This window comes from Acidaminococcus hominis (assembly GCF_900291475.1).
GTDB classification, from domain to species: domain Bacteria; phylum Bacillota; class Negativicutes; order Acidaminococcales; family Acidaminococcaceae; genus Acidaminococcus; species Acidaminococcus hominis.
On the sequence record NZ_OLMM01000005.1, the window covers coordinates 596,464 to 622,667 of the forward strand.

Here is a 26,204-nt window from a genome sequence, read left to right on the forward strand (position 1 = left end):
CAGTTTATAAGCTGGTTACTACCGGGTTGTTCAGATAATCGTACACCCGCCGTACTTCCTTGACGTTCCGGGTGTCTAGCATTTGGGGCCGGCCCAGGTCCAGGCTGGCAATCTGCTGCATTTCTGCGTCCGTCAGGGCAAAGTCCCAGATGGCCAGGTTCTGCTCCATCCGTTCCTTATGGACGGATTTGGGGATAATCACCACGCCCCGCTGTACGTTCCAGCGCAGGATGACCTGGGCAGTAGTTTTGCCGTGGGCCTCGGCAATGGCGGAGAGCACCGGGTTGGTGAACATACCGTTCATGCCTTCGGCAAAGGGCGCCCAGGCCTCCGGCTGCACGCCGTATTCCTTGAGCAGGGCCAGTTCGTCAGCCCGCTGGTAGAAGGGATGCAGTTCCAGCTGGTTCACCGCCGGCACAATATCCGTATTGAAGCACAGGTCCACCAGCCGGTCGGGCAGGAAGTTGCAGACGCCGATGGCCCGGATTCGTCCGGCCTGATAGAGCTCCGTCATGGCCCGCCAGGACCCGTAGTAATCCGCCAGGGGCATATGGATCAGGTACAGGTCCAGGTAATCCGTCCCCAGTTTCTTACAGGACCGGTCAAAGGCTTCCTTGGTCTTTTCGTAGCCCATTTCCTGCATATAGGCCTTGGTGGTCAGGAAAAGTTCCTGCCTGGGAACGCCGCTTTCCTTGATGGCGGCGCCCACCGCTTCCTCATTCTGGTAGCTGCTGGCTGTGTCCAGCAGCCGGTAGCCCAAGTTTAGGGCGTCCTTCACCGCCTGCTTGCACTGTTCCAGGTCCGTGACCTGGAACACCCCAAAGCCTTCCTGGGGCATTTTTACACCATTATTTAGCGTTACAAAAGGGATAGTCATAAAAGCATAGCTCCTTTCCTTGCAAACCTGCAATTGCTTGCTGATTATACCTTAACACTAAAGTCCAGTTGAAGGTCAAGAGCTGGAAGAAAGTGAAATTATGAATTCCAATTGGCTAAAAACCATGCGTTTTTTGTTATGCCAGATTCCAGGCAGCGGCAGGCTTTCCGCCGTCATTTGTCCTGGCTGGCCTTTGCCGCTATAATAAAAGCAGTGACCGTCCAGCAGACGGCCCGGGGTCAGCACCCCTAAACGCAATAAACCTGGTGCGGCCCAGCTATTCTCTGCGAGGTGATTTTCTTGTCTTCCTCTCCTAAAATGATTCAGGTCCGGGGCGCCCGGGTCCATAATCTGAAAAATATCAATGTGGATATTCCTTTACACAAAATTGTGGGTATTGCCGGGGTGTCCGGTTCGGGGAAATCCTCCCTGGCACTGGGCATCCTCTATGCCGAAGGCTCTCGACGGTACCTGGAGTCCCTGTCCACCTATACCCGGCGGCGAATGACCCAGGCCCAGCGGGCAGATGTGGACGAGGTGCGCTACGTGCCGGCCGCCCTGGCCCTCCACCAGCGGCCTGGGGTGCCGGGTATCCGCAGTACCTTTGGCACCCTCAGTGAGCTGTCCAACAGCCTGCGGCTGATGTTCTCCCGGCTGGCCAGCCACCGCTGCCCCAACGGCCATTATGTGCCGCCCTCCCTGGCGGTAGCCGCCATGCAGGAAATTACCTGCCCGGAGTGCGGCGCCAAATTCTACGGGCCAGGGGCCGAAGATCTGGCCTTTAACAGCCGGGGCGCCTGTCCCACCTGCGGCGGTACGGGCATCGTGCGGACGGTGAACCAGGCCTCCCTGGTGCCCGACGAGAACCTGACCATCGACCAGGGGGCCGTGGTGGTGTGGGGGACCCTGATGTGGTCCCTGATGAAGGAGGTGTGCCGGGAAATGGGGGTGCGTACGGACGTGCCCTTTAAGGACCTGACGCCAAAAGAAAAATGGGTCGTTTACCACGGCCCGGCGGAGAAAAAGCACATTCTCTACATCAACCCCAAAACTCAGCAGAGCACCGAGCTGGATTTTACCTATTACAACGCCAACTATACCGTGGAAAATGCCCTGGCCAAGGTCAAGGATGAAAAGGGCATGAAGCGGCTGGAGCGGTTCCTGAAGGAAGGGGTCTGCCCGGACTGCCACGGCTCCCGGATGTCGGAAGCTACCCGGGCGCCCCGGCTCCGGGGGATTGGCCTGGACCAGGCTTCCCAAATGACCCTGGACGACCTGGTGGTCTGGGTCCGGGGAGTGCCCGCTTCCCTGCCGGAAGAAATGCGCCCCATGGCCCAAAGCATCTGCGAAGCCTTTTTGGACACGGCCAAACGGCTGAGGGACCTGGGGCTGGGGTACCTGTCCCTGGACCGGGCTTCCGGCACCCTGTCCACCGGGGAGCGGCAGCGGGTCCAATTGGCCCGGGCCGTGCGGAACCGGACCACCGGGGTACTGTACGTGCTGGACGAGCCCTCCATTGGGCTCCATCCCTATAACCTCCAGGGGCTCACGGCGGTGCTGGACGACCTGGTGGCGGACGGTAACTCGGTGGTGCTGGTGGACCACGATACCCAGGTTCTTTGCCACAGCCAGTATCTGCTGGAAATGGGACCGGGGGCCGGGGCTGACGGCGGAAAGCTGGTAGCCCAGGGCACAGTGGCGGAGCTGGAGCAGAATCCCCAGTCCCTGATTGGCCCCTACCTGCAAAAGGAGGAAAAGCCCCACCTGCTGCCCCCGGGACTGCCCCAAAAAGAACTGTTTGCCAAGGGAACCCTGCACCTGGCAACGGACCAGCTTCACACGGTGCAGCCCCTGGACGTCAAGCTGCCGCTAGGGCGCCTCACGGTGGTCACCGGGGTTTCCGGCTCCGGGAAGACCACCCTGGTACTGGAGAGCCTGATTCCTGCCCTGAAGGCTGCGATAGAAGGCACGCCCCTTCCGGCCCACGTGAAAAGCGTGGAAGCCCCGGGCATCTCCCAGGTGAAGCTCATCGATGCCACCCCCATCGGCATCAACGTCCGCTCCACCGTGGCCACCTACGCCGGGATTCACGACGAGCTGCGGAAGGTGTACGCCCGCACCGAGGACGCCAAAGCCCTGGGGTACAAGGCCGGGGACTTTTCCTATAATACCGGCAAACTCCGCTGCCCTACCTGCGACGGCACCGGGCAAATCTCCCTGGACGTGCAGTTTCTGCCGGACGTGGACATTCCCTGTCCGGACTGCCGGGGCTCCCGCTACAGCAAGGAGGCACACGCCATCCATCGGAAGGCCAAGGACGGGCATAGCTACAGTCTGCCGGAGCTGATGAATATGAGCGTGGACCAGGCCCTCCTTGCCTGCAAGGGACTCAGCCTGCTCCAGCGCCGGCTTCAGGTGCTCCACGACCTGGGCCTGGGGTATTTGACCCTGGGCGAAGAAACTCCCGGTCTTTCCGGAGGCGAAGCCCAGCGGCTGAAACTGGCCAGCGAAATGGGCAGGGGCCAGGGGGATACGGTCTTTGTGTTTGACGAGCCCACCATAGGCCTCCACCCCAAGGACGTGGAAACCCTGCTGGGGGTATTCCATCAGCTCCTTGACCTGGGAGCCACGGTGCTGGTCATCGAGCACGACCTGGACGTGATTCGTGCCGCAGACTACCTGGTGGATATGGGGCCCGGCGGCGGCAAGGCTGGCGGCCGGATTGTGGCCCAGGGCACGCCCCAGGAAATCCGCAGCTGCCTGGACAGCGTAACGGGACGCTTTATCTGAACGCAAAAAAAGATGTTTCTCTGCACCCGCAGAAAAACATCTTTTTTTTATCAAGCTCAGGCCAAGCCTTTTTCCCTGACCAGCTGCAAAAAGTTGTGCAGGACTCTGGCGGTAATGCCCCAGATCATCTTGTCCTTCCAGGGATAGAAGTACACTGTGTAGTCAAACTGGGGCTTCCAGCCCGGCTTGACCGGTGCCACCAGGCCCTCTGGGAAATCGTCTTCCCGGTGGGTACCAATCTGGATGGTGCCCGTTTCCGGGGTCATGGCCAGCAGGTCCTTCAGGGGAACGGCAAATACCTCGCCCACCTCCTCAGGGTCCACGGTCAGCTCCTGGCCTTCCTGGAGAATCCCTGCAAAGGGGAAAATCAGGGGACCCATGGGGCCGTAGAAATAGGGCAGGGGGCCCAGCACCTGGACGGAGGAACGGGGAATCCCCAGTTCTTCTTCCGTTTCCCGGAGCGCCGTATAGAGCAGGGTGGGGTCGCTGTCCTCCCGGTGGCCGCCAGGAAAGCAGATATCCCCGGGCTGCCAGGTCATGGTGGAAGCCCGCACCTCAAAAAGAATCTCCCAGCCCTCCTGCCCCCAGCGCAGGGGAAGAAGCACGGCGGATTCCCAAATCTTCAGGGTCCGGTCTGCTTTCAGGCCCTGGTCCGTCCAAAGGGCTGCCAGCTGCTGCCGCCCCGTTGTTTCGTTTGTCATAGTGATGTATCCTCCCGGGGAAATCCCCGCTGTTATGCCTTGCTATTTTGTCCCGCCCAAAGGCAGGAAGCACTTCTTTCTAGTGTACAATATTTCACGGCTGGCGGCAATATCCCCCTGGGCAGCTTCCTTTATGGTTATGATTTTCTAACTTATAGCCGCTACGCTTACCCCTTCCCAACTTTCTTGACAATGGCCCGGGCTGGCCTTAGACTAGTAACTAAGTAGAAGAATATCGCCAGCACTTGTGGGGCCAGCCGTTCCTCAGGTGTTCTTTTTTTACTGAAATTTAGATTCCAGGTGGTTATTATGAGTAATCCTACCCAAAGCAGCAGCGATGTTGCCATGCACGTTTCCTATGTGAGCATTGTCATCAACCTGATGCTCAGCACCTTTAAATTCCTGGCCGGGATTTTTGGCCATTCCGCCGCCATGATTTCCGATGCCATCCACTCCGCTTCCGATGTGTTCAGTACCATCATCGTGATTTTCGGGGTGGTGCTGTCCAGCCGGGCCTCCGATGAGGACCACCAGTACGGCCACGAAAAGCAGGAGTACATTGCCACCCTGTTCCTGGCCTTTATCCTGCTGTTCACCGGCCTGGGCATTGGCTACGAAGGCGTGACCACCATTATCCATAAAACCTATGTGAACCGGGAAGCCCCGGCCTTTATTGCCCTGGCCGCTGCCGTGATTTCCATTGTCACCAAGGAAGCCATGTTCTGGTACACCAAGCACGCCGCAGACGAAATCCACTCCGGTGCCCTGATGGCCGATGCCTGGCACCACCGCAGCGACGCCCTGTCCTCCATTGGTTCCTTTATCGGTATCTTTGGGGCCCGGATGGGGTATCCCATTATGGATCCCCTGGCCTCCATTGTCATTTGCCTGATGATTATCTACGCGTCTGTGGGCATATTCCACGATGCCTCCGACAAGCTGGTGGACCACGCCTGCAACGAAGAAACCATTCAGGATATGCGCAACCATGTCATGGACCAGCCCGGAGTCCGGGGCATTGACTCCATCAGAACCCGCCTTTTCGGCGCCAAATTCTACGTGGACATTGATATTACCGCCGACGGGAACCTGAGCCTGTTCAAGGCCCACCATATTGCCGACGAGGTCCACGATACCATCGAGCAAAACTTCCCGGAAGTCAAGCACTGCATGGTCCATGTATCCCCCGACCCCCATATCCCCTGCAAGGAAGATATCTGGGACCACCGGCCGGACGATAAATAGGAAGGCACAAGCAAACAGCCGTTCCCCACTCCTAGGAGAGTGGAGGACGGCTGTTTTTTTGCAGTTTAGGGCTGGGCTGCCGGTTCCTCCCCCTGGGGCAAAGCTGCGGGGGCAGAGGAGGCTGGCTGGTGTCCTGCCCGGGCTTCCTGTTCGGCCGGCCCATAAATGCTGGGGGAATGGCCGGGCTCTGTGATATAAGGCGTCAGCAGCATACAGACTTCTGTCTTACTTTTGCTCCGGGAGCGGAACTTGAAGAATTCGCCTAAAAGCGGCAGCTTGGACAACAGGGGCACGCTTTCCAGCCGCCGCTGCTCCTGCTCGCTGATGAGACCGCCAATCACCAGGGTTTCCTTTTCCCGCATACGCACGTGGGTGTCTGCGGTGCGGCTGGTAATCCGGTAGTTCTTCAGCTTGGAAATCAGGGTGGGGGTGCTGACTTCCGTATGGACCTGGGCGGTAATCAGCCCGTCCTGGCTGAGAATGGGGGTGTAGGACAGCCGGATGCCGGCGTCCACGTATTCCGTTGTGGTACTGGTGGTGGAATTGGTAACCTTTTCCGTGACGACGGGAATATGGTCGCCGATGAAGATGCTGGCTTCCTTGCCCGGCAGGGTAATAATCCGGGGCGTGGCCAGAATTTTGGCCTTCCCCTCCTGGCACAGGGCGGACAGCACAGCCTGGAACTGGGTGGAATAGCCGTGGCCCAGGTGGATGCGCCCGGCGTAGGTTTTCTGGCTGCCGCTGTCCTCCGTTTGGTCGGTACTTTTCGTGGGCAGGGGACCCCAGTTCCATTGCAGCCCCAGCTCCCGGGAAGCGTCTTCGTCCAGGGAGAGAATCCGGGCTTCCAGGGTAATCTGCCGGGTGGGGCGGTCCAGGGTTTCCAAAGCCTTGGCCAGCTGCCGGTCCTGGGCCGGGTCGCCGCCAAATAGCAGGGTGTTGGTGACGCTGTCGTAGGATAGGGGGCCAGTAAACAGGGGCCGTAGGGTTTCCGCCGTTTCCTTTGCTGGAATGTATTCCAAAGGGTGCAGGGACAGGCTGCCAAAGCGCTGCTTGAACCGCTCTGGAGTGGACACCAGATAGAACTTTCCCTCCCGGCGGCAGCTAAGGCCACTGCTTTGGGTAATCAGGTCCAAAGCTTCCTCAAAGGGCAGCTCGTGAAGCTCCAGGGAAACCGTCTGCCGCAGCTCCGGGTCTGTGATGATGCTTTGTCCGGACAGGGAGGCCAGGGTTTGGAGCACGTCTCGCACCGGTGCCCGGTCCACGGACAGGGAAATGGGCGGAGCGGCCAGCACCAGGCGTGGAAGCAGCAGAAAGCAAAGTGCCAAAAACAGGGCCTTCATGGCAGCACCTCCCCAAGGGCCACTTCCCCCTGGGTGGTGGTTAGGGAGCGGGAGCCGATGGCGGTAATCCTGCTGCCATTGGGAAGGGTATCCCCTTCCTGGGTGCGGAGTACCCCCTGGGCTGTGGACCACAGGGCCTGGTGCTTGCCCTGGCAGGACAGGAGCCCCAAAAGCCGGGGCCGGAGGCTGCTGGCTGGGGCGCGGCCGCAGTGCCGCTGCTGGGAATTGAAATTGCACCTGTTTTGGGGGCAGCGGTTTTGGGCACCGTCGGAGAAACGGTTACTGGATGGTTTAAGGGCCGGAACGGGTCCCGCTGGGGGGACACTCGGTTCTTTTGTACTTGTAAGGTGGAGGCTGGGAGTTGGGGCTTTGTCTGCTGGGTTTTCACTTTGGGTACCGGGGGCACGTCCGGATAGGGCAGGGGACGGCTGTATAGGTACAGGGAAAGTGCCGTGCAGCCCAGCAGCAAGGGAAATACCAGGTGGACAGGTCGGAGTTGGGGCAGGGAATAGGTGGAAAGAAAAGCGGTGAGCATAAGCGGTCCTCCTTGGAAAAAATGTGGCCTTCTCCCGATTATTATAAAAGAAAACCCGTTTATTTCAATAACTTTGAAACGAACGGGTTATTTGGCATAATAAAAGGGAAATCAAGCTTTAGGAGGACGCAATGGGACTATCAATTTCCACTTCACAAAGCCACTTTATTCTATTGTCTACGCACGCGCTGCCGGAAGAAACGGGCGGGGCAGCTTCCCCGGCCATTGCCCTGGCAGAAACCCTGCTGAATCAGGGCCTGGGCCTGGGGGCCAGCGATATCCATTTGGAACCGGGCAAGGACGGACTTCAGGTCCGCTGCCGGATTGACGGGGTGCTCCAATTTCTTACCCTGGTGCCCAAACATCTCCAGGAACCGCTGTTGTCCCGGTTTAAGATTATGGCGGGACTGGATATTGGGGAAAAACGCCTGCCCCAGGATGGCCGGTTCCAGGGAGAATGGGAAGGCCGCCTGGTGGATATCCGTGTTTCCTCCCTGCCTACGCTCTACGGGGAGACACTGGTGCTCCGGCTGCTGGACCGGCAGCGGGTACGGCTGGAATTGGGCGCCCTGGGCTTTCCCCAGCACAATCTGGCCCAGTTGCGCCAGGCCGTACTGCAGCCCCATGGGCTGATTCTGGTTACCGGGCCTACGGGCAGCGGCAAATCCACTACGCTGTACGCTCTCCTCAGCACCCTGGACCGCCAGGGGAAAAATATCATTACCGTGGAAGACCCGGTGGAGTACCAGCTGGACGGCATCAGCCAGGTGGCGGTGAACCGGAAGGTGGGCCTAGATTTTGCCCGCTCTTTGCGCACCATTCTGCGCCAGGATCCGGACATTATCATGTTGGGGGAAATCCGGGACCGGGAAACGGCCGCCATGAGCATCCAAGCGGCCCTGACCGGACATTTGGTGTTCAGCACTCTGCACACCAATACGGCAGCAGGAGCGGTGACCCGGCTGCTGGATATGGGGGTGGAGCCCTATCTGTTGGCGGCTGCTTTGCAGGCAGCTGCTGCCCAGCAGCTGGTGCGGGTGCTCTGTCCCCATTGCAAAAAACAACTGCCCCAGGCAGCTGGCTGGGAGCGCAGCTATCTGGGGGTCTCGGAACAGGTGCCTCTCTATACGGCGGCGGGCTGTCCCCATTGCCGGCATACGGGCTACCAGGGGCGGCTGGCTCTCCAGGAAGTCCTGCTGCTGGATGAAGGTCTGCGCCGGCAAATCCTTCAGGGGGCCGGGGAACAGCAGCTGGAACAGGCGGCCTGCGCCGCCGGTATGACCACCCTGTGGGAGGATGGCCGGCAGAAGGTGCTCCAGGGAATCACCTCCCCGGAGGAGCTGCTCCGGGTGTTGGGACCCCGGCCGGGCTTAGCTGCTGGCCAGGGCCTTTAGCTCGGAACAGATGGCCCGGTGCTCGTCAGAGAAAATGCTGTTGCGCACCCAGATAAAGTCAAAATCGTGTTCCATGGAAAAATCCTGCAAATGGAGCTGGTGGCAGCTGCCCTGGGCCAGCTCCTTTTCTACGGCAATCCGGTACAGGAAGGTGATGCCGCAGTCCTGGCACATCAGCCCAATAATGGTATGCATATTGCCCACCTGGATATAGTGGGCGAAATCGGTGATGGTCAGGTCTTGCAGGGCCAGGTTCCGCTCCAGGATGTTCCGGGTACCGGAGCCGGGCTCCCGGACAATCAGCCGTTCGCAGAGCAGATCCCGCAGCCGCCGGGGTTCCCGGGCAAACTGGTGGGAGGCGGCGCACACTGGCACAAAGGCTTCCGTACTGTAGGGCATATGGTCAAATTGGTTGGCGGGATAGTATCCCTCCACCAGGGCAAAGTCCAGCTGGCCCTGTTCCAGCAGCTCCAGCAGTTCCTTGGTGTTGCCAAAAACCACTTTGATATTTTTTTCCGGGTGGCGCTTGCAGTAGGCGGCCAGGGGCTGGGTCACGGCGTATTCTCCAATGGTCATGGTGACCCCGAAAAACAGCTGCTGGGAGGGGGCCTCCGCTGTCTGCATCCGGCGGCGCACCTCGGCCTCATCGTTGCGCATGACGGAAACTGCCGACCGCAGGACCTTTCCGGCCGGGGTCAGGCGCAGCCGGCGGCCGTCGTGGATAAACAGGGGCATTCCGTACTGTTTTTCCAAAAACCGGATATGCTGGGATACAGCGGGCTGGGTCAGGTTCAGCTGCTCGGCGGCCCGGGTAAAATTCATGGTCTGGCAAACACATAAAAACGTTTCTAACCGTGGTTCCATAAGCGCCTCCATAACAATAATTTATAGGCTCATTATAAAACATAATTTTTTATTTCGGAAGACCTCTGCTATAATAATGAGCGAACTTTCAAAAAACTACTTGGGGCGCCGGGAAGCCGGGGCCTGGAACGGGGGAGAAACATGGGTCAAACAAAAACAAAAGGAATCCTGGTCTGCCTGGCCATTGCCATTCCAGCCTGGATCTGCGGGAAGCTGTTTCCGGTAATCGGGGGTGCTGTCATTGCCATCTTGCTGGGTATGGTGATTACCATGCTCTGGACGGACAAGGGCAATGCGGAACCGGGCATCAAATGGACGTCCAAAATCATTTTGCAGGCGGCCGTAGTGCTGCTGGGCTTTGGCATGGACCTGAACGTGGTGGCTGCCACCGGCAAGCAGTCCCTGCCCATTATCGTCTGCACCATTTCCACTTCGCTGATTTTGTCCTACCTGCTGCACAAGGCCATGAACATTCCTACCAAGATTTCTACCCTGATTGGGGTGGGGTCTTCCATCTGCGGGGGTTCCGCCATTGCTGCTACGGCGCCGGTGGTCCATGCGGACGATGAAGAAGTGGCCCAGGCGATTTCTGTTATTTTCTTCTTTAATGTACTGGCCGCCATTCTGTTCCCCATGCTGGGGGCTGCATTGGGCTTTAGTACGGTCAGCGGGGAAGGGTTCGGGATCTTTGCCGGCACCGCTGTCAACGATACCTCCTCGGTAACCGCTGCCGCTGCTACCTGGGACAGCATGTGGAACCTGGGGAACGCCACCCTGGATAAGGCTGTGACGGTAAAGCTTACCCGGACCCTGGCCATTATTCCCATTACGGTGGCCCTGTCCCTGTATTATGCCAAAAAGGAAGAAGACCTGGAAGCCAAGGAAGGGAAGAAGAAACTGAGCATTTCCTCCCTGGTTCCCAAGTTTATCATCTACTTTGTGCTGGCTTCCATTGTGACCACCATTGCCCTGCATATGGGGGTGGGCCACGAGGTCTTTGGGCCGTTAAAGACACTGAGCAAATTCATGATTGTCATGGCCATGGCCGCCATTGGGCTAAACAGTAACATCGTCAAGCTGGTGAAAACCGGGGGCAAGCCCATCTTGCTGGGGGGCTGCTGCTGGATCGGCATTACCGTGGTCAGCCTCTTGCTGCAGCATATGATGCATTTGTGGTAAGGAATAGGAGAAAATAAAAAGGGGTTGGGAAATAATAAAACTTCCATCGTCGCCTGCGGCGACACTTCCCGAGCGGTTCGCAGCACTCCAGTCAGTTTCGCCCACAGGGCTCACTTCCTGGACGGCTATCGCATGGGCCTTATTAACCAAACAGCCTCTTACAGAATTTGTTGGGCTGTTTGGATGCGGCCGCAATGCTTGCAGGAAGCGTTCCAGACCTCTACTGGTCAAGTGACAGCGAAGGGTAGTGTCTAGTATTTACATACTGTGATTTCTTCTCAAAACTTGTTTAGCACACGACCAGTATGGGTCTAAGACTAGCCCGGCAAAGCGTTGCGCTCACATCCAAGAGCATGTCAGTTTATCAAAATGCTCTTGGCTAATGTGAGCCATGTGATAGCAGCCCAAGAAGCAAGCCCGCGGGGCGCGGCTGATTGGAGTGCCGCGAACCACTAAGGGGCCGTCAGTCCGCAGGACTGACTGAGGAAGTTTATTAGGATACATTAGGATATGTCTATAACGAACAAAAAATGGCTTGCGAACTAGGTTGAGTTCGCAAGCCATTTTTATTGTTCGTTTTGCAGTGCGCAAAATCGTTTTTAATACCACCGGGTCATGGGCAGGTCGTTGTTGGTGCCCTTGGTGAACAGCAGCTGATGTACGTCGATGTAGCCAATGTAGAAGGCTGCGGCGCAGCCGCACAGATACAGTTCCCACATCCGGACGAAGTCTTCGCCCCGGTGGGCAGCAATCTTTGCCTTTACCTTCTGGAAGTTGGCATTCCAGCATTGCAGGGTCTTGGCGTAGTGCCGCCGCAGGCTTTCGGCGTCCAGCAGCTGGAAGGGGCCTTTGTCCCCCAGTTCGATGATTTCGTAGATGGTGGGCAGGGTGCCCCCCGGGAAAATGTATTTTCGCATCCAGGGGTTGCTGTTGATCTGGTCCCGGCCGTTGATAAAGTGCAGCAGGAACAGGCCGCCTTCCTTCAGCACCTGGTCCACCACGGTCATGTACTGTTCGTAGTGGGAGCGGCCTACGTGTTCCAGCATGCCTACGCTGACCACCCGGTCGAAGGTAAGGCCCTTTTTGGGCAGGTCCCGGTAATCCAGGAGCTCAATGCGTACCTGGCCTTCCAGGCCCAATTCCTTGATCCGTTTTTGCCCCATGGCCCACTGTTCCTTGCTCAGGGTGCAGCCATAGCCTCTGACCCCGTAGAGCTTGGCTGCTTCCAAAAGCAGATAGCCCCAGCCGCAGCCAATATCCAGTAGGCTCATGCCCTTTTCCAGATGCAGTTTTTCCAGGATGTAGTGGACCTTGTTTTTCTGGGCCTGTTCCAGGGTGTCGTCCGGGTTCTTGAAATAGGCACAGGAATAGCTCAGGGTAGGATCCAGCCACTGTTCGTAGAACTCATTGCCCAGGTCATAATGGGAGCAGACTTCTTCCCGCTGGGTGGATTTGTCTTCGGAAGGGTAGAGCAGGTGGTTCACTGCTTTCCGGTCCAGGGAGAACCGGTCCATCTGCTCCAGGAGGCATTTCAGCACGGTGAACAGATCCCCGTCCACTTCAATATCCCCCCGCATATAGGCTTCGCCCAGGGCCATGGTGGTGGAAGTCACTAGTTCCTTTTTTGGTACATCTTTGTGGATGATGATCCGGAACAGGGGCTTGCCGGTGCCGATGGTGTAGGTCTTGCCCTTCAGGTCCAGCTCGAAACAGTATTTGTCAAAGCGCTGGAGATAATAGGCCATAAAATCATCCATCAAATGCATGTTCACAGCAATCGCCTTCATTTCTATAGATTTGAAGTCCTTTTGCGTCCGGCAGGCCACTTCCAGCCAGCAGATTCCGCAAAGCAAAAAGCCCATTCCTCAAGAGAAATGGGCAGCATTCCGGAGCACGAACAAGATGCAGTATGGGAAATTTTAGAGTTAGAATTTGGGCTTCTGGGGGTTTGTAAAAGAAAACCGGCAGAACAACCCAAGTGAGGAAGTGCTGCAGGTGTAAAAGGATTTCTAAAGAATATTATAGCACGGTACATAAAATTTTCAACAGCCCGCAGGGACGAAATAAGTCCCACAACGGGACGGGAGCTTTTTTGCAGGAACTTTCTGACGCAGCGGGATTTTTATGGTATAGTAGAGAAGACAAAAATGTCCGCTGAAGGAGGACGGTTATGGGACTCATCTGGAATGCCTTTGAACTGGCAGGAACCATATCTTTTGCCCTATCCGGCGCCATTGTGGGCCTGGTTAAGGATATGGATGTATTTGGCATTGTGGTGCTGGCGGTACTGACCGCAGTGGGCGGCGGTATGATCCGGGATGTACTGGCAGGGCAGACCCCGCCGCTGACCCTGATCAGCCCGGCCAATCTGTTTCTGTCCATTGCCATTGCCCTGGCGGCTTCCTACTATTTCTCTTGGTTCCGGATCCGGGGCCGGCGGAAACGGGTACTGAATTTCTTTTACGCCCTGGCGGATACCGTGGGCTTGGCTTCCTTTACGGTAACGGGAACCATGATGGGTCTGGCCCAGGGGGAACCCCATTCCTATGTGTATCCAGTGCTTTTGGGGCTGGTTACCGCCGTAGGGGGTGGGGTGCTCCGGGACCTGATGGCCCAGCGGGTGCCGGTGGTGCTGGTGGCAGATGTGTACGCCACGGCCTCCATTGCCGGCAGCCTGCTCCAGTGCCTGGTGTGGCACTTGGGCTATACCGAGCTGGCCCCCTGGGTAGATGCGGTGAGCATTATCCTGCTCCGGCTGTTGGCCATGAACTACAAATGGCAGCTGATGCACCCCATTGAGCGGCGGAAACGGATTCGGTAGGGAAGTTTCATTATTTCACACCTCTTTTTATAAGGTAAATAAAAAACAGCCTCTGTCCCAGAGTTTTCTGGGGCAGGGGCTGTTTTCTTCTGTTTGTCAGCGCATATTGATGAACTGTACGTCGATGCCGAAATCCTGGCTCTTGACCAATTGGATGACGGCTTGCAGGTCGTCCTTTTTGGGACCGGAAACCCGGACCTGTTCGTCCTGCTGCTGGGTGGTGACTTTAATCTTGGAAGCTTTGATGGCCGCGATGATTTTCTTGGCCGTTTCCTTGTCGATGCCTTGCTTCAGTTTGATGGTTTGGCGCACGGTGCCTTTGGCGGCGGGTTCAATTTTGCCCGGCTCCAGGGCACGCAGGGACAGGTCCCGTTTGGCCATACGCTGGCGCAGAATGTCCAGAATGGCGCCCAGCTTGTACTCGTCTTCGGCAGCCAGTTTCAGGTCGCCGTCAGAGAGTTCAATGCTGGCTTCGGAACCCCGAAAGTCGTAGCGCTGGGAGATTTCCTTGCGGGTTTGGTTCAGGGCATTGTCCAATTCCTGCATATCCAGTTGGGAAACAATGTCGAAAGAGCTGTTTTTGGCCATGAGATGGTCCTCCTTTTTACTTGACCCGGATATCCACTTCAAACATACGGTTCCAGGGAAATTCAACGGTGTAGCGGGTGCCCCGCAGAGTGGGTTCATCGTCCACGTATTGCAGGAACAGGCGGTTGGTGTCGGAAAGAATCCGGTTGTAATACTTGCCCAAGTCGTACTTGAGCTTGAAATCGTGCTGGTCAATGCCCAGGGAAATCCGGTAGCGGATGTTGGCCTGGTAGATCCAGTCGTCCAGCAGCCGGGTCTTCAGCAGCCGCAGCCGCTGTTCCGGCTTCATCAGGCTGCCCAGCATGCCCTGGCTGATGGCGTAGCCTACGGCGTTGTCCGCCGTGTTCCAGCCGTTGTAGGCGGTCAGGTCCAGCAGCGCCTTCTGGTTGGTGAGGGCCAGCATAAAGCCGTTGTCTGCGCCGTTGCTGTAGGAAATGTCTGCTACGGAAACGGGTTTGCGCTTTTCCAGCTGGGCAATTTCCTTGGCAAAGGTCTTGTTGGCCTGGTTGCTGTAGGGGGCGTTGTCATCGCTGGTGGAATCCCGGCAGACGCCGTCGTCGGGGGTGTTTACTGCCAGCACTAGGTCGGCCTTTTTCTCGTGGACCGTTTCCCGGCCGCCGGCAGCAATAATCTGGTTGTGGACGGACTGGGCTGCGCTTTCGTCGGAGTATTGGGGCACGGTGGCGCCGCCCACTCCGGGGGCAAAGACCGGGTAGACCCAGGGCTTGTCCCCCCGGGCTTCATTGATGGCTCGGGTGACCAGGAGCAGTCCCAATTGGTCCACCCCGGGAAGAATCTGGAACTGTTTGTCGCTCATGCCGCTGCCCACGTAGGCCAGGTGCCGGGCTTCCATATGGGTTGCCGACAGGGGGGAGTCATCGTCCTTGCCCAGGGCAAAGTAGTGGAAGACGCCGTTCTGGTCCAGGCGGATTAACCGCTTGTTGGTCTGGAAGTTCATCAGCCGGCGGGTATTCCAGTCCTGCCAGATGCTGTTGGGAATCTGGGCCAAAAGGGTCTGCTGTTCGGCGATTTCCTTGCCGGACAGGCCTTCCAGGTCGGCCTTGTCCTGGAGCTGGGACAGTCGGAAAATGGTGGGCCCAAAATGCTGGTAGTAATCCGGCTCCACCTTGCCGATGCTCTGCTGGGGCGTGCGCATAATGGTGCTGAAGGCATAAATCTTCAGCCCAGGGTTGTCCTTTTTCAGCCGTTCCAGCCGGGTTACCTTGTTCTTCAGGTACTTCTCCAGATGGTCATGGGTGCGGGATGCCACCAGACCGCCGTAGTTCAGGCTGTCCGTGGCAATGACCGCGGCTTCTGCATGGGGTGCTTCTTGTTCTAGCCAGGTCCAAAGTTTTTCGTTGTCCCCTTGACTGGACTGATCGGACAGGTATTTTACAGGAGGAGTCGTTACAGGATAACCGGCCGCTTTGGCCGTGTCAACGGTATATTCCAAACACACCGGACGGTTGTCCAGGGGAATATACAAGATTTTGGGAGAGGCTGCTGCCTGACGGTGAAGCAGGGTCAGGGCCAGGAGTCCGCTTCCCAAGAGAATTTGGAAAAAACGTTTCATGGAGTCCTCCTTTTTTGCATACCAGTTATTATACACTATCCTGAACCAGGAAATAAAGACTTTGGAGGTTTGTGATATAATAAAGTATTGCAATATATAAGGAGAATCATTATGGAATTTCAGATAAAGGCACCCTTCGCTCCGGCAGGCGACCAGCCGGAAGCCATCGAAGAACTGGCCGAAGGGGTCAAGGAAGGTCTGCATACCCAGGTCCTCCTGGGAGCTACGGGTACGGGCAAAACCTACACCATTGCCCAGGTGATCCAGAAGGTCCAGAAACCCACCCTGGTCATCGCCCACAACAAAACGCTGGCAGCCCAGCTGTGCAGCGAGTTCAAGGAATTCTTTCCCAATAACGCCGTGGAATACTTCGTATCCTATTACGATTTTTACCAGCCGGAAGCTTACCTGCCGGCCACGGACACGTATATTGAAAAGGATTCTTCCATTAATGATGAAATCGATAAGCTGCGCCACTCGGCTACCTCCGCCCTGTTTGAACGCCGGGACGTGATTGTGGTGGCCTCCGTCTCCTGCATCTACGGCTTGGGCGCGCCCAAGGACTACTACGACAGCGTACTGTCCCTCAGGGTAGGGCAGACCGTGGACCGGGACGCCATCCTGGAAAAGCTGGTGAAAATCCGCTATACCCGCAACGACCTGGTGCTGGAGCGGGGCAACTTCCGGGTCCGGGGGGACGTGATTGAAGTAATCCCCTCCAGCTACGGGGAAAAAGGTATCCGCATTGAGCTGTTTGGGGACGAAGTGGACAGCATTATGGAAATCGATGTGCTCACCGGCGCCGTGCTGGACAAGCGGTCCCACGTGGCCATTTTCCCGGCCAGCCACTATGTGACCAGCGACGAAAATATGGAACGGGCCAGGAAGGATATCCGCAAGGAATTGAACGACCGCCTGGCCGTGCTCAAGGACCAGGGAAAGCTCCTGGAGGCAGAACGCCTGGAGCAGCGCACCAACTACGACCTGGAAATGATGGAAGAACTGGGCTATTGCAGCGGCATCGAAAACTATTCCCGGCATCTGACGGGCCGGGCTCCCGGGGAACCGCCCTTTACCCTGGTGAACTATTTCCCGGAGGACTTTCTCACGGTGGTGGACGAAAGCCACGTGACCCTGCCCCAGCTCCGGGCCATGTACGCCGGGGACCGGGCCCGGAAGGAGCAGCTGGTGAAGTACGGCTTCCGGCTGCCCTCCGCCCTGGACAACCGGCCCCTGACCTTTGACGAGTTCCAGGCCCAGAGGGGACAGATTATCTACGTATCCGCTACCCCGGCAGCCTACGAAATGGAAACCACCGACAAGGTGGTGGAACAGATTATCCGGCCTACGGGCCTTTTGGACCCGAAAATTGAGGTACGCCCCATTGCCGGCCAGATTGACGACCTGCTCAGCGAAATCCATAAGGTTTCGGCCCAGGGAGAACGGGTGCTGGTCACCACCCTGACCAAAAAGATGGCGGAAGACCTGACGGAATACCTGGCTTCTTCCGGGGTCCGGGTCCGTTACCTCCATTCGGATATTGTGACCATCGAACGGGCGGAAATCATCCACGACCTGCGGGCCGGGAAGTTTGACGTCCTGGTGGGCATCAACCTGCTCCGGGAAGGGCTGGATATGCCGGAAGTATCCCTGGTGGCCATTTTGGACGCCGACAAGGAAGGCTTCCTGCGCAGCGATACGGCCATGATCCAGACCATTGGCCGGGCGGCCAGAAATGCACACGGCCGGGTTATTATGTACGCCGACAATATAACCGGCTCCATGGAGCGAGCCATTGAGGAAACCAACCGCCGGCGGGCCAAGCAGGAAGCGTACAATGAGGCCCACGGCATTGTGCCCAAGACCATTCAGAAAAAAGTGGTGGACCTGATCAAGCTCACCAAGATTGCCGAAGACGACACCAGCGCCGAAAACTATGGGAAGGGCGGCCTGAGCAAGGCCAGCACCAAAGCCCTGGAGAAACAGGCGAAAGACCTAGAAAAGAAGATGAAAGCAGCGGCCAAGCAGCTGGACTTCGAGCTGGCAGCCGAACTGCGGGATCAGCTGATTTTGCTGAAAGGAGAAATTTCCAAGCGTCATGAACGATGATTATATTGTGATCCAGGGTGCCCGGCAGCACAACCTGAAAAACATTTCCTTAAAAATTCCCCGAAACAAGCTGGTGGTCATCACCGGCCTGTCCGGCAGCGGCAAGTCCTCCCTGGCCTTTGATACCATTTATGCCGAAGGCCAGCGCCGCTACGTGGAGTCCTTGTCCGCCTATGCCCGGCAGTTCCTGGGCCAGATGGACAAACCCGATGTGGACTATATTGGCGGCCTGAGTCCCGCCATTTCCATTGACCAGAAGACCACCAGCCGGAATCCCCGGTCCACGGTGGGTACGGTGACGGAAATCTACGACTACCTGCGGCTGCTGTTTGCCCGGATTGGGATTCCCCATTGCCCCAACTGCGGTAAGGTCATTGAGCGCCAATCCCCCCAGCAGATTGCGGACAAGGTACTGGAACTGCCGGAAGGCACCAAGTTCATGATTATGGCTCCGGTCATCTGGGGCCGTAAGGGCGAGCACAAAAACGTCCTGGAATCCGTCCGCCGGGCGGGCTATGTCCGGGTCAAGGTGGACGGGGAAATCCGGACCCTGGACGAAGACATTGTCCTGGACAAGAAAAAGAAACATTATATCTCCGTGGTGGTGGACCGGCTGGTGGCCCGTCCGGGACTGGGCAGCCGGCTTACCGACTCCCTGGAAACGGCTCTGAAACTGGGGGAGGGCACCGTGGCCATTGACCTGATGGACGGTACCAGCCAGGTGTACAGCGAAAAGTTTGCCTGTGCCGACTGCGGCATCAGCCTGCCGGAAATCGAGCCCCGGTTGTTTTCCTTCAACGCCCCCTACGGGGCCTGCCCGGACTGCATGGGCCTGGGCCAGCATATGGAATTTGACCTGGACCTGGTGATTCCGGACAAGACCAAACCCTTTGACCAGGGGGCCATTGCTGCTGTCAGCTCCAACGTCAAATCCTATTTCCTGTGCCAGCTGGCTTCCGTGCTGAAAAGCCGGGGCTATTCCCTGGCCAATTGTTGGAAGGACCTGCCTAAAGGGTTCCAAAAGGAGCTTTTGGAAGGGATTCCTGACGAAACCTTTACTTTTGAATATGAAAACCTCATGGGCGAAACCCACGAGCACAATACGCCCTTTGAAGGGATTATTCCCCTTTTGAAGCGCCGGCTGAAAGAAGCCATGAGCGAAAGCCAGCGGCTGGACTACGAGTCCTTTATGACCGCCATTGAATGCTCCACCTGTCACGGGGCCCGGCTGCGGCCGGAAGTCCTGGGCATTACCGTAGGGGATAAGAACATCCAGCAGGTGTGCGAGATGCCCGTCCGGGAAAGCCTGGAGTTTTTCAATACCCTGAAGCTGTCCGACCGGGACGCTTTTATTGCCGCCCAGATTCTCAAAGAAATCCGGGCCCGGCTGTCCTTCCTGAACAATGTGGGCCTGGACTACCTGACCCTGTCCCGGGCTGCGGCCACCCTGTCCGGCGGCGAAGCCCAGCGCATCCGTTTGGCCACCCAGATTGGCTCGGGACTGGTGGGAGTGCTGTACATTTTGGACGAGCCCAGCATCGGCCTGCACCAACGGGACAACGACAAGCTCCTGGCAACCCTGAAGAACCTGCGGGATATGGGCAATACCCTGATTGTGGTGGAACACGATGAGGATACCATGTACGCCGCCGACCAGATTATCGACATCGGGCCCGGCGCCGGGGAAAACGGGGGCTACGTCGTGGCCCAGGGCACGGCGGAAGAAATCTGCCAGGTGCCCGATTCCGTTACCGGCCAGTACCTCAGCGGCCGGAAGAAGATTGAAGTGCCCAAAGTGCGCCGCAAAGGAACGGGAAAAAAGATTACCATCAAGGGGGCCCGGGCCAACAACTTGAAGAACATCGACGTGTCCATTCCCCTGGGCACCCTGACGGTGGTCACCGGGGTCAGCGGCAGCGGCAAGTCCACCCTGGTAAACGACATTCTCTACAAGGCCCTGGCCAAGGAGCTCATGGGCGCCCGGGAGCGTCCCCTGGCCCACGACAAGATTCTGGGGCTCAAGAACATCGACAAGGTCATCAACATCGACCAGAGCCCCATTGGCCGGACGCCCCGGTCCAATCCGGCTACCTATACCGGGACCTTTGACCTGATTCGGACCCTGTTCAGCACCACCAACGATGCCAAGCTCCGGGGCTACAAACCCGGCCGCTTCAGCTTCAACGTCAAGGGCGGCCGTTGCGAGGCCTGCCACGGGGACGGGTTGCTGAAAATCGAAATGAACTTCCTGCCGGACGTGTACGTGCCCTGCGAGGTCTGCCACGGCACCCGCTACAACCGGGAAACCCTGGAAGTACACTATAAAGGAAAGAACATCGCCGACGTGCTGAACATGACCGTTACCGAGGCCTGCCAGTACTTCAGCAACCAGCAGCGGATCCTGCGCAAGCTCCAGGTCCTGGAAGACGTGGGCCTGGGCTACATCCGGCTGGGGCAGGCGGCTACCACCCTGTCTGGGGGCGAAGCCCAGCGGGTGAAACTGGCCACGGAACTGGCCAAGGTGAACACCGGCAAGACCCTGTACATTTTGGACGAACCCACCACCGGCCTGCACATGGCCGACGTGCACAAGCTGCTGGAAGTGCTCCAGCGCCTGGTAGATGCGGGCAGTACCGTGGTGGTCATCGAGCACAACCTGGACGTGATCAAGTCCGCGGACTATCTCATCGACCTGGGTCCCGAAGGGGGCGACCGGGGCGGCACCGTAGTGGCCACCGGCACGCCTGAAGAACTGGCCCAGATTCCGGAATCCTATACCGGACAGTATGTAAAGAAGGTTTTAGTATGAATCAGGCCATCGCCGATACCCTGGCCGTCTTGCCGGAGGCCCCAGGGGTCTACATTATGCACGACAGTACCGGCAAGGTGATTTACGTAGGAAAGGCCGTTATCCTGAAAAACCGGGTGCGCAGCTATTTCCGGAAGTCCACCCAGAGCTCTCCCAAGGTCCGGGCCATCAATGCCCACGTGGCTTCTATTGAAACCATTGTTACGGCCAGCGAAATGGAAGCCCTGATTCTGGAATGCAACCTGATCAAGAAATACCGGCCCCGGTACAATATTGACCTGAAGGACGACAAGACGTATCCCTACCTGAAAATTACCGTGGAGGAAGCGTACCCCCGGATGGTGCTGACCCGGCGGGTGCTCCAGGACGGGGCCAAGTACTACGGGCCTTTTGCGGACGCCGGCGCCCTGCGGGACACCATGAAGCTGATTCGCACCATGTTCCCCCTGCGCCATTGCCGGAACATGAATGTGAAGCGGCCCTGCCTCCAATACCATCTCCATCGCTGCCTGGCGCCCTGTACCGGCAAGGTGCCCCTTACGGAGTACCGGAAACTGGTGGACCAGGTACTGCTGCTGATGGACGGGAAGGTGGGGGAACTGAAAAAGGACCTGACGGAAAAAATGCTCCAGGCTTCCGAGGCTATGGAGTACGAAAAGGCCGCCCACTACCGGGATTCCCTCCAGAGCCTGGAACGGCTGGAAGAAAAGCAGAAGGCCACCACCGAAGGCGGGGACCGGGACGTGATTGGCCTGGCTTCCGACGAAACCGGGGTCTGCGTTCAGGTGTTCTTTGTCCGGGGCGGCAAGATTTTGGGCCGGGACAGCTTTTTCCTGGACCAGGAAGTGGGGGAGCCCGGAGGGGATATTCTGTCGGACTTTATGAAGCAGTACTACACCAAGCAGCACCAGCCGCCTAAGGAAGTCCTGGTGAGCCAGGAGCTGACGGACAGCGACCGGGTGCTGCTAGGCCAGTATCTCAGCACCCTGGCGGAAAAGACCGTGAACCTGTTGGTGCCCCAGCGGGGCTTAAAGCACGATCTGGTGCTCATGGCCGTAAACAACGCCAAAAAGAACCTGGAAGAACGGCTGCGCCGGGGCCACGCGTCCTTAAAGACAGACCTGGATGCCGCCGAAGAACTGCAAAAGGCCCTGGGCCTGTCCCAGCCCCTGGAGCGCATGGACTGCTTCGATATTTCCCACAACCAGGGCCGGGAAACCGTGGCCTCCATGGTGGTGTTTCGCAATGGCAGCCCCAGCAAAAAGGACTACCGCCGGTACAAACTCCGGTCCACAGAAGGCAAGCCCGACGACTTCAAATCCATGCAGGAAGTGGTGTACCGCCGCTACAAGGACCTGGAAGATCTACCTAGCCTGATCATCATCGATGGGGGCAAGGGCCAGCTGAGCTCCGCCCTGGAAGTAATCCGGGGCCTGGGGATTTCGGACGTGCCCGTCATTGGCCTGGCCAAGCGGGAAGAAGAGATCTTTAAGGAAGGGGAGCATACCAGCATCCTCTTGGACAAGATGTCCCCGTCCCTGCACCTGATCCAGCACATCCGGGATGAGGCCCACCGGTTTGCCATTACCTACCACCGGAAGCGCCTGGGGAAACGGAACCTGGTTTCCGTGCTAGACCACCTGGAAGGCATCGGCCCCAAACGCCGGGAGGCCCTGTGGAAACGGTTCGGCACCCTGGACGCCATGAAGCAGGCTTCCCTGGAGGATCTTGCTGCGGTGGAGGGCATGAACAAAAGCGCTGCGGAGAAGGTGTACGCCTTCTTGCAGGGAACCCTGTCGGAGAAGCAGGACCTGGTGCAGTAATACATAAAGTAGTACATATAAGCATATATTATTTATCGATAATTTTTATTAAAATTTGCCGAAACCTATTGTAACTCCTCCGGTACTTTGGTATAATCACAGTAAATCAAGAAAGTAATTACAGACTAGGGGGAATATAGAATGAAAAAATACGTTTGTGGCGTTTGCGGTTATGTATACGACGAAGCTGCTGGTGATCCTGAACACGATATCGCTCCGGGCACCAAATTCGAAGACCTGCCGGATGATTGGGTTTGCCCCATCTGCGGTGTAGGCAAGGATCAATTCGCCGAAGAATAAGAGAAATGAACAGTCCTGCCCGGCGGCAGGACTCTTTTTTTGTGTCTGCCAAGGAGGAAAGTGTATGAAACTGAAAATGATTGCCCTGGATTTAGACGATACCCTGTTAAATCCAGAGAAGAATATTGCCCCGTCCGACGCCCAAGCGGTCCGGAACGCCATTGCTGCCGGGTACTATGTCACCCTGGCCACCGGCCGGATGTACCGTTCCGCCCTGCCCTACGCCAACGAACTGGGCATCATCAACCCCTTGGTGGTGTATAACGGTGCCCTGCTCCGGGACCCCCTGAGCCATAAGGACCTGGGAGCCTGGCCCCTGCCCCGGGAAATTGCCCAGCCGGTCATCGACGACTGCCTCAGCCGGGGCATCTACATCCAGGCCTACGTCAACGATACCCTGTGGACCAAGGCGGACTGCGAGGAAGTCCAGTACTATTCCAAATTTGCCCGGGTGCCCTATGAAGTGAAAGGGGAGGAAATCCACCATTTGCCGGAGGATCCCCACAAGCTGCTGATTGTAGCCCGGGAGCCCGGCCAGACGGACCTTTTGCGGCAGGAACTGACGGAAAAGTACGCCGGTAAAATCAAGATTGTCAGCTCCTCCAAGGGCTTTTTGGAAATTACCGCCCCGGCTACCAACAAATGGAATGCCCTGCGGACCCTGGCCCAGAAGGAAGGCATCAAGGACCAGGAAATCCTCTGCATCGGGGATTCTGACAACGACCTGGAAATGATCAAGCACTGCGGAATCGGCTGCGCCATGGGCAATGCCTCTGACGCCGTGCGGGAAGCGGCCACCGTCATCACCGGGCCCAATACCCGGCAGGGAGTCAGCTGGATTATCCGGGCCGTAATGACCAAACAGCTGGACGTACCGGAAGAATAAAGAAAACTTCATGCCTTCCAGGCATAGGAGATTTGCTTTTGCGTAAATTTTTTTGCAGGAACGGATAGTACATAGTATAATTAAAAACACGATTTGCAATGCTGCAAGGGGGTAGATGGAAGATGGCGAGAACGCTGCTGATTACCGGAATGTCCGGCGCGGGGAAGACGCAGGTCATGCGTACGCTGGAGGATCTGGGCTATTTTTGCGTAGATAATCTTCCCCCCACGTTTATTCCGAAATTCATTGAGCTTTGCCGCAAGAAGGACGACAATACCAAACTGGCTTTGGTGGTGGACATCCGGGGCGGCAAATTCTTCAATGCCTTTCATGAGGTGCTGGACCAGCTGACCCAGAAAGGGGTCTCCTATGAACTGGTGTTTCTGGACGCTGAGGACAGCACCCTGATCCGCCGCTACAAGGAAACCCGGCGCCGCCACCCGCTGGCCGGCCGCAAGGGTCTCAGCGCGGATATCCAAAAAGAGCGGGAAATCCTCAGCCAGGTACGGCAGAGGGCAACCACCATTATCGACACCACCAAAACCACCACCAAACAGCTCCGCCAGGAGATTATCCAAAAGTTTGGCACGGAAGGCGAACTGCCGCCCATGAACATTGTGGTCCAGTCCTTTGGCTTCAAGTACGGCCTGCCCCTGGACTGCGACATGGTCTTTGACGTGCGCTTCCTGCCCAACCCCTTCTACCTGCCGGAACTGAAGGAGTTGTGCGGCAACGACCAGCCTGTGGTGGACTATATCAATGACAAACCGGTGACCCAGGAATTTTTGACCAAGCTGTTTGACCTGGTGAAATTCCTGCTGCCCCAGTATACCCAGGAGGGCAAAAGCCAGCTGATGATCGGCGTTGGCTGCACCGGGGGCCGGCACCGGTCCGTCTTTGTGGCCAACCGGCTGTGCCAGTTCATTGAACAGTGCGGGTATGGTGCCCAGGTGATGCATCGGGACCTGATCAAGAAATAGGAGAGATGCCTATGAAATGGATAAAGTGGTTATACCCGGGCCTCAACCTGAAACGCTGGCTGTTTGTTTTTGCTCTGGGCGTTATCATGGCCTGTGTAGGAGTCACTTTAATCTTCAATTACCAATTTGTGGGACTTATTGAGGCTCTGGTTTTCAACTTCATCAATTATGTGGGCGGGGAATACTACCAGTCCACCATGACGGCAATCGGCGCCTTCAACGTGGCCGCCGGGATCCTCCTGATGTTCTACGGAGCGGCCCGGGTCATCAAGACCGTAATCAATGCCGTTATGCCCGGGGAGAAGGAATCCCTCCGGGAACTGATTTTTACCCAGCAGAAACTTCATAAAGGGCCTTCCGTGGTAGTGATTGGCGGCGGCACCGGACTTTCCGTGCTGCTCCGGGGCATCAAGCTGATTACCAACAACTGTACGGCGGTGGTAACCACGGCCGATGACGGCGGTTCGTCCGGCCGGCTGCGCAAGGAAATGGGCATTATCCCTCCCGGGGATATGCGCAACTGCCTGGTGGCCCTGGCCGATACGGAACCCTTGATGGAGAAAGTCATGCAGTACCGCTTCCACGACAGTTCTTCCCTGAGCGGGCACAACCTGGGGAACCTGTTCATTGCCGCCATGAGCGACGTGGAAGGGGGCAATATGGAAGAGGGGCTGGCTGCCACCTGCGAAATCCTCAAGGTGCGGGGCCACGTCTGGCCCAGTACCGCCGAGAACATCCAGCTGAAAGCCCAGATGGACGACGGCAGCACGGTCATTGGGGAATCGGCCATTACCGCCTCTCCCCATAAGATTGTGAAGCTGATGACCGAGCCGGAAAACCCCAAGGCCTCCCAGCGGGCGGTGGACGCCATTATGCACGCCGACGCCATTATCCTGGGACCGGGCAGCCTGTACACCAGTGTGCTGGCCAGCCTGATTGTTCCCGGCATCAAGGAAGCCGTGATCCACTCCAAGGCAGTGAAGATTTACGTGTGCAACGTCATGACCCAGCCCGGGGAAACCGATGGCTACGGCGCCTACGAGCACGTCCAGGCCCTGATTCGCCACATGGGTACCCAGTGCCTGGATTACGTGGTGGTCAACGAGCAGAAAGCCTCCCCGGACCAGATTGCCAAGTACGGGAAGGAAGGCTCCGAGCCGGTGACCCCGGATGTGGAGAAAATCGAAAAGCTGGGCATCGACTGCGTGCCGGCCAAGCTGCTAAACGACAGCGACCTGGTGCGGCATAACCCCCAGAAACTGGCCAAGACTATCATCGGCCTGATCTACCGGCTGCAGCTGTTTGGCCGGGGCATTCGTTTCTTTGATTACTTCTTTGCCCGGCAGACCATGCAGGAACTGCGGAAACACGCCAAAAAGGAGTCTTAGTC

20 protein-coding genes are annotated in these 26,204 nt (G+C 57.5%); 12 read left to right on the top strand and 8 right to left on the bottom strand.

Annotated elements, in window-relative coordinates; all coding sequences use genetic code 11:
• Positions 1 to 4: 4 nt before the first annotated feature.
• The gene (locus tag C7E10_RS09190) at positions 5 to 871 is read right to left on the bottom strand and encodes an aldo/keto reductase (protein ID WP_105327440.1); all 867 of its coding nucleotides are present in this window, start codon (positions 869 to 871) and stop codon (positions 5 to 7) included.
• Between the two features lie 324 nt (positions 872 to 1,195).
• Here C7E10_RS09190 and C7E10_RS09195 point away from each other — a divergent pair, with 324 nt between their 5' ends.
• Positions 1,196 to 3,667, top strand: a complete 2,472-nt coding sequence (locus tag C7E10_RS09195; protein ID WP_105326996.1) for an excinuclease ABC subunit UvrA — start codon at positions 1,196 to 1,198, stop codon at positions 3,665 to 3,667.
• A gap of 56 nt (positions 3,668 to 3,723) precedes the next feature.
• Here C7E10_RS09195 and C7E10_RS09200 read toward each other — a convergent pair whose 3' ends face one another.
• The gene (locus C7E10_RS09200) at positions 3,724 to 4,368 is read right to left on the bottom strand and encodes an NUDIX hydrolase (RefSeq protein ID WP_105326997.1); all 645 of its coding nucleotides are present in this window, start codon (positions 4,366 to 4,368) and stop codon (positions 3,724 to 3,726) included.
• A gap of 309 nt (positions 4,369 to 4,677) precedes the next feature.
• Between C7E10_RS09200 and C7E10_RS09205 the strand changes: the two genes are divergently transcribed.
• Positions 4,678 to 5,613, top strand: coding sequence for a cation diffusion facilitator family transporter (locus C7E10_RS09205; protein ID WP_105326998.1), 936 nt, complete (start codon positions 4,678 to 4,680; stop codon positions 5,611 to 5,613).
• A gap of 65 nt (positions 5,614 to 5,678) precedes the next feature.
• On the opposite strand, the gene C7E10_RS09210 is transcribed toward C7E10_RS09205, so the two are convergent.
• Positions 5,679 to 6,953 (bottom strand): secretin GspD/PilQ domain-containing protein, encoded by a 1,275-nt coding sequence (locus C7E10_RS09210; protein WP_105326999.1) that lies wholly within the window; start codon positions 6,951 to 6,953, stop codon positions 5,679 to 5,681.
• Positions 6,950 to 7,123 carry a hypothetical protein gene (locus tag C7E10_RS12065; protein WP_160101863.1) on the bottom strand — a complete coding sequence of 58 codons (174 nt, stop codon included), beginning with the start codon at positions 7,121 to 7,123 and terminating at the stop codon, positions 6,950 to 6,952. The genes C7E10_RS09210 and C7E10_RS12065 overlap by 4 nt, the downstream gene beginning before the upstream one ends.
• Before the next feature lie 496 nt (positions 7,124 to 7,619).
• On the opposite strand from C7E10_RS12065, the gene C7E10_RS09215 reads away from it, so the two are divergent.
• Positions 7,620 to 8,882 carry a GspE/PulE family protein gene (locus C7E10_RS09215; protein WP_105327000.1) on the top strand — a complete coding sequence of 421 codons (1,263 nt, stop codon included), beginning with the start codon at positions 7,620 to 7,622 and terminating at the stop codon, positions 8,880 to 8,882.
• Here the strand turns inward: C7E10_RS09215 and C7E10_RS09220 are convergent.
• Positions 8,859 to 9,746, bottom strand: coding sequence for a LysR family transcriptional regulator (locus tag C7E10_RS09220; protein WP_105327001.1), 888 nt, complete (start codon positions 9,744 to 9,746; stop codon positions 8,859 to 8,861). The two genes, C7E10_RS09215 and C7E10_RS09220, sit on opposite strands and share 24 nt — an antisense overlap.
• 141 nt (positions 9,747 to 9,887) lie before the next feature.
• Between C7E10_RS09220 and C7E10_RS09225 the strand changes: the two genes are divergently transcribed.
• Positions 9,888 to 10,925 carry a YeiH family protein gene (locus tag C7E10_RS09225; protein ID WP_105327002.1) on the top strand — a complete coding sequence of 346 codons (1,038 nt, stop codon included), beginning with the start codon at positions 9,888 to 9,890 and terminating at the stop codon, positions 10,923 to 10,925.
• 599 nt (positions 10,926 to 11,524) lie between these two features.
• On the opposite strand, the gene C7E10_RS09230 is transcribed toward C7E10_RS09225, so the two are convergent.
• Complete coding sequence (locus tag C7E10_RS09230) at positions 11,525 to 12,691, bottom strand: SAM-dependent methyltransferase (protein WP_105327441.1); 1,167 nt, start codon at positions 12,689 to 12,691, stop codon at positions 11,525 to 11,527.
• Positions 12,692 to 13,095: 404 nt separating this feature from the next.
• Here C7E10_RS09230 and C7E10_RS09235 point away from each other — a divergent pair, with 404 nt between their 5' ends.
• Positions 13,096 to 13,746, top strand: coding sequence for a trimeric intracellular cation channel family protein (locus tag C7E10_RS09235; RefSeq protein ID WP_105327003.1), 651 nt, complete (start codon positions 13,096 to 13,098; stop codon positions 13,744 to 13,746).
• Between the two features lie 96 nt (positions 13,747 to 13,842).
• Here the strand turns inward: C7E10_RS09235 and C7E10_RS09240 are convergent, their stop codons facing one another.
• Both C7E10_RS09240 and C7E10_RS09245 read right to left on the bottom strand, forming a co-directional pair.
• Positions 13,843 to 14,334: a YajQ family cyclic di-GMP-binding protein gene (locus C7E10_RS09240; protein ID WP_105327004.1), complete on the bottom strand. Its 492-nt coding sequence runs from the start codon at positions 14,332 to 14,334 to the stop codon at positions 13,843 to 13,845.
• A 16-nt stretch (positions 14,335 to 14,350) separates the two neighbouring features.
• On the bottom strand, positions 14,351 to 15,907 hold the full coding sequence (locus tag C7E10_RS09245) for a DUF4127 family protein (protein WP_105327005.1): 1,557 nt from the start codon (positions 15,905 to 15,907) through the stop codon (positions 14,351 to 14,353).
• A gap of 111 nt (positions 15,908 to 16,018) precedes the next feature.
• Between C7E10_RS09245 and uvrB the strand changes: the two genes are divergently transcribed.
• The 7 genes from uvrB to C7E10_RS09280 all read left to right on the top strand — a co-directional run bounded on the left by uvrB (position 16,019) and on the right by C7E10_RS09280 (position 26,202).
• Complete coding sequence (uvrB, locus tag C7E10_RS09250; RefSeq protein ID WP_105327006.1) at positions 16,019 to 18,016, top strand: excinuclease ABC subunit UvrB; 1,998 nt, start codon at positions 16,019 to 16,021, stop codon at positions 18,014 to 18,016.
• Positions 18,006 to 20,825, top strand: coding sequence for an excinuclease ABC subunit UvrA (uvrA, locus tag C7E10_RS09255; RefSeq protein WP_105327007.1), 2,820 nt, complete (start codon positions 18,006 to 18,008; stop codon positions 20,823 to 20,825). Before uvrB ends, uvrA begins: the two co-directional genes overlap by 11 nt.
• Positions 20,822 to 22,648, top strand: coding sequence for an excinuclease ABC subunit UvrC (gene uvrC, locus C7E10_RS09260; RefSeq protein WP_105327008.1), 1,827 nt, complete (start codon positions 20,822 to 20,824; stop codon positions 22,646 to 22,648). The genes uvrA and uvrC overlap by 4 nt, the downstream gene beginning before the upstream one ends.
• Before the next feature lie 141 nt (positions 22,649 to 22,789).
• Positions 22,790 to 22,948, top strand: a complete 159-nt coding sequence (gene rd / locus C7E10_RS09265; RefSeq protein ID WP_105327009.1) for a rubredoxin — start codon at positions 22,790 to 22,792, stop codon at positions 22,946 to 22,948.
• 64 nt (positions 22,949 to 23,012) lie between these two features.
• Positions 23,013 to 23,834 (top strand): Cof-type HAD-IIB family hydrolase, encoded by an 822-nt coding sequence (locus tag C7E10_RS09270; RefSeq protein ID WP_105327010.1) that lies wholly within the window; start codon positions 23,013 to 23,015, stop codon positions 23,832 to 23,834.
• A gap of 122 nt (positions 23,835 to 23,956) precedes the next feature.
• Positions 23,957 to 24,814, top strand: a complete 858-nt coding sequence (gene rapZ, locus C7E10_RS09275) for an RNase adapter RapZ (RefSeq protein WP_105327011.1) — start codon at positions 23,957 to 23,959, stop codon at positions 24,812 to 24,814.
• A gap of 11 nt (positions 24,815 to 24,825) precedes the next feature.
• Positions 24,826 to 26,202, top strand: a complete 1,377-nt coding sequence (locus C7E10_RS09280) for a gluconeogenesis factor YvcK family protein (protein WP_105327012.1) — start codon at positions 24,826 to 24,828, stop codon at positions 26,200 to 26,202.
• The last annotated feature ends 2 nt before the right edge of the window (positions 26,203 to 26,204 follow it).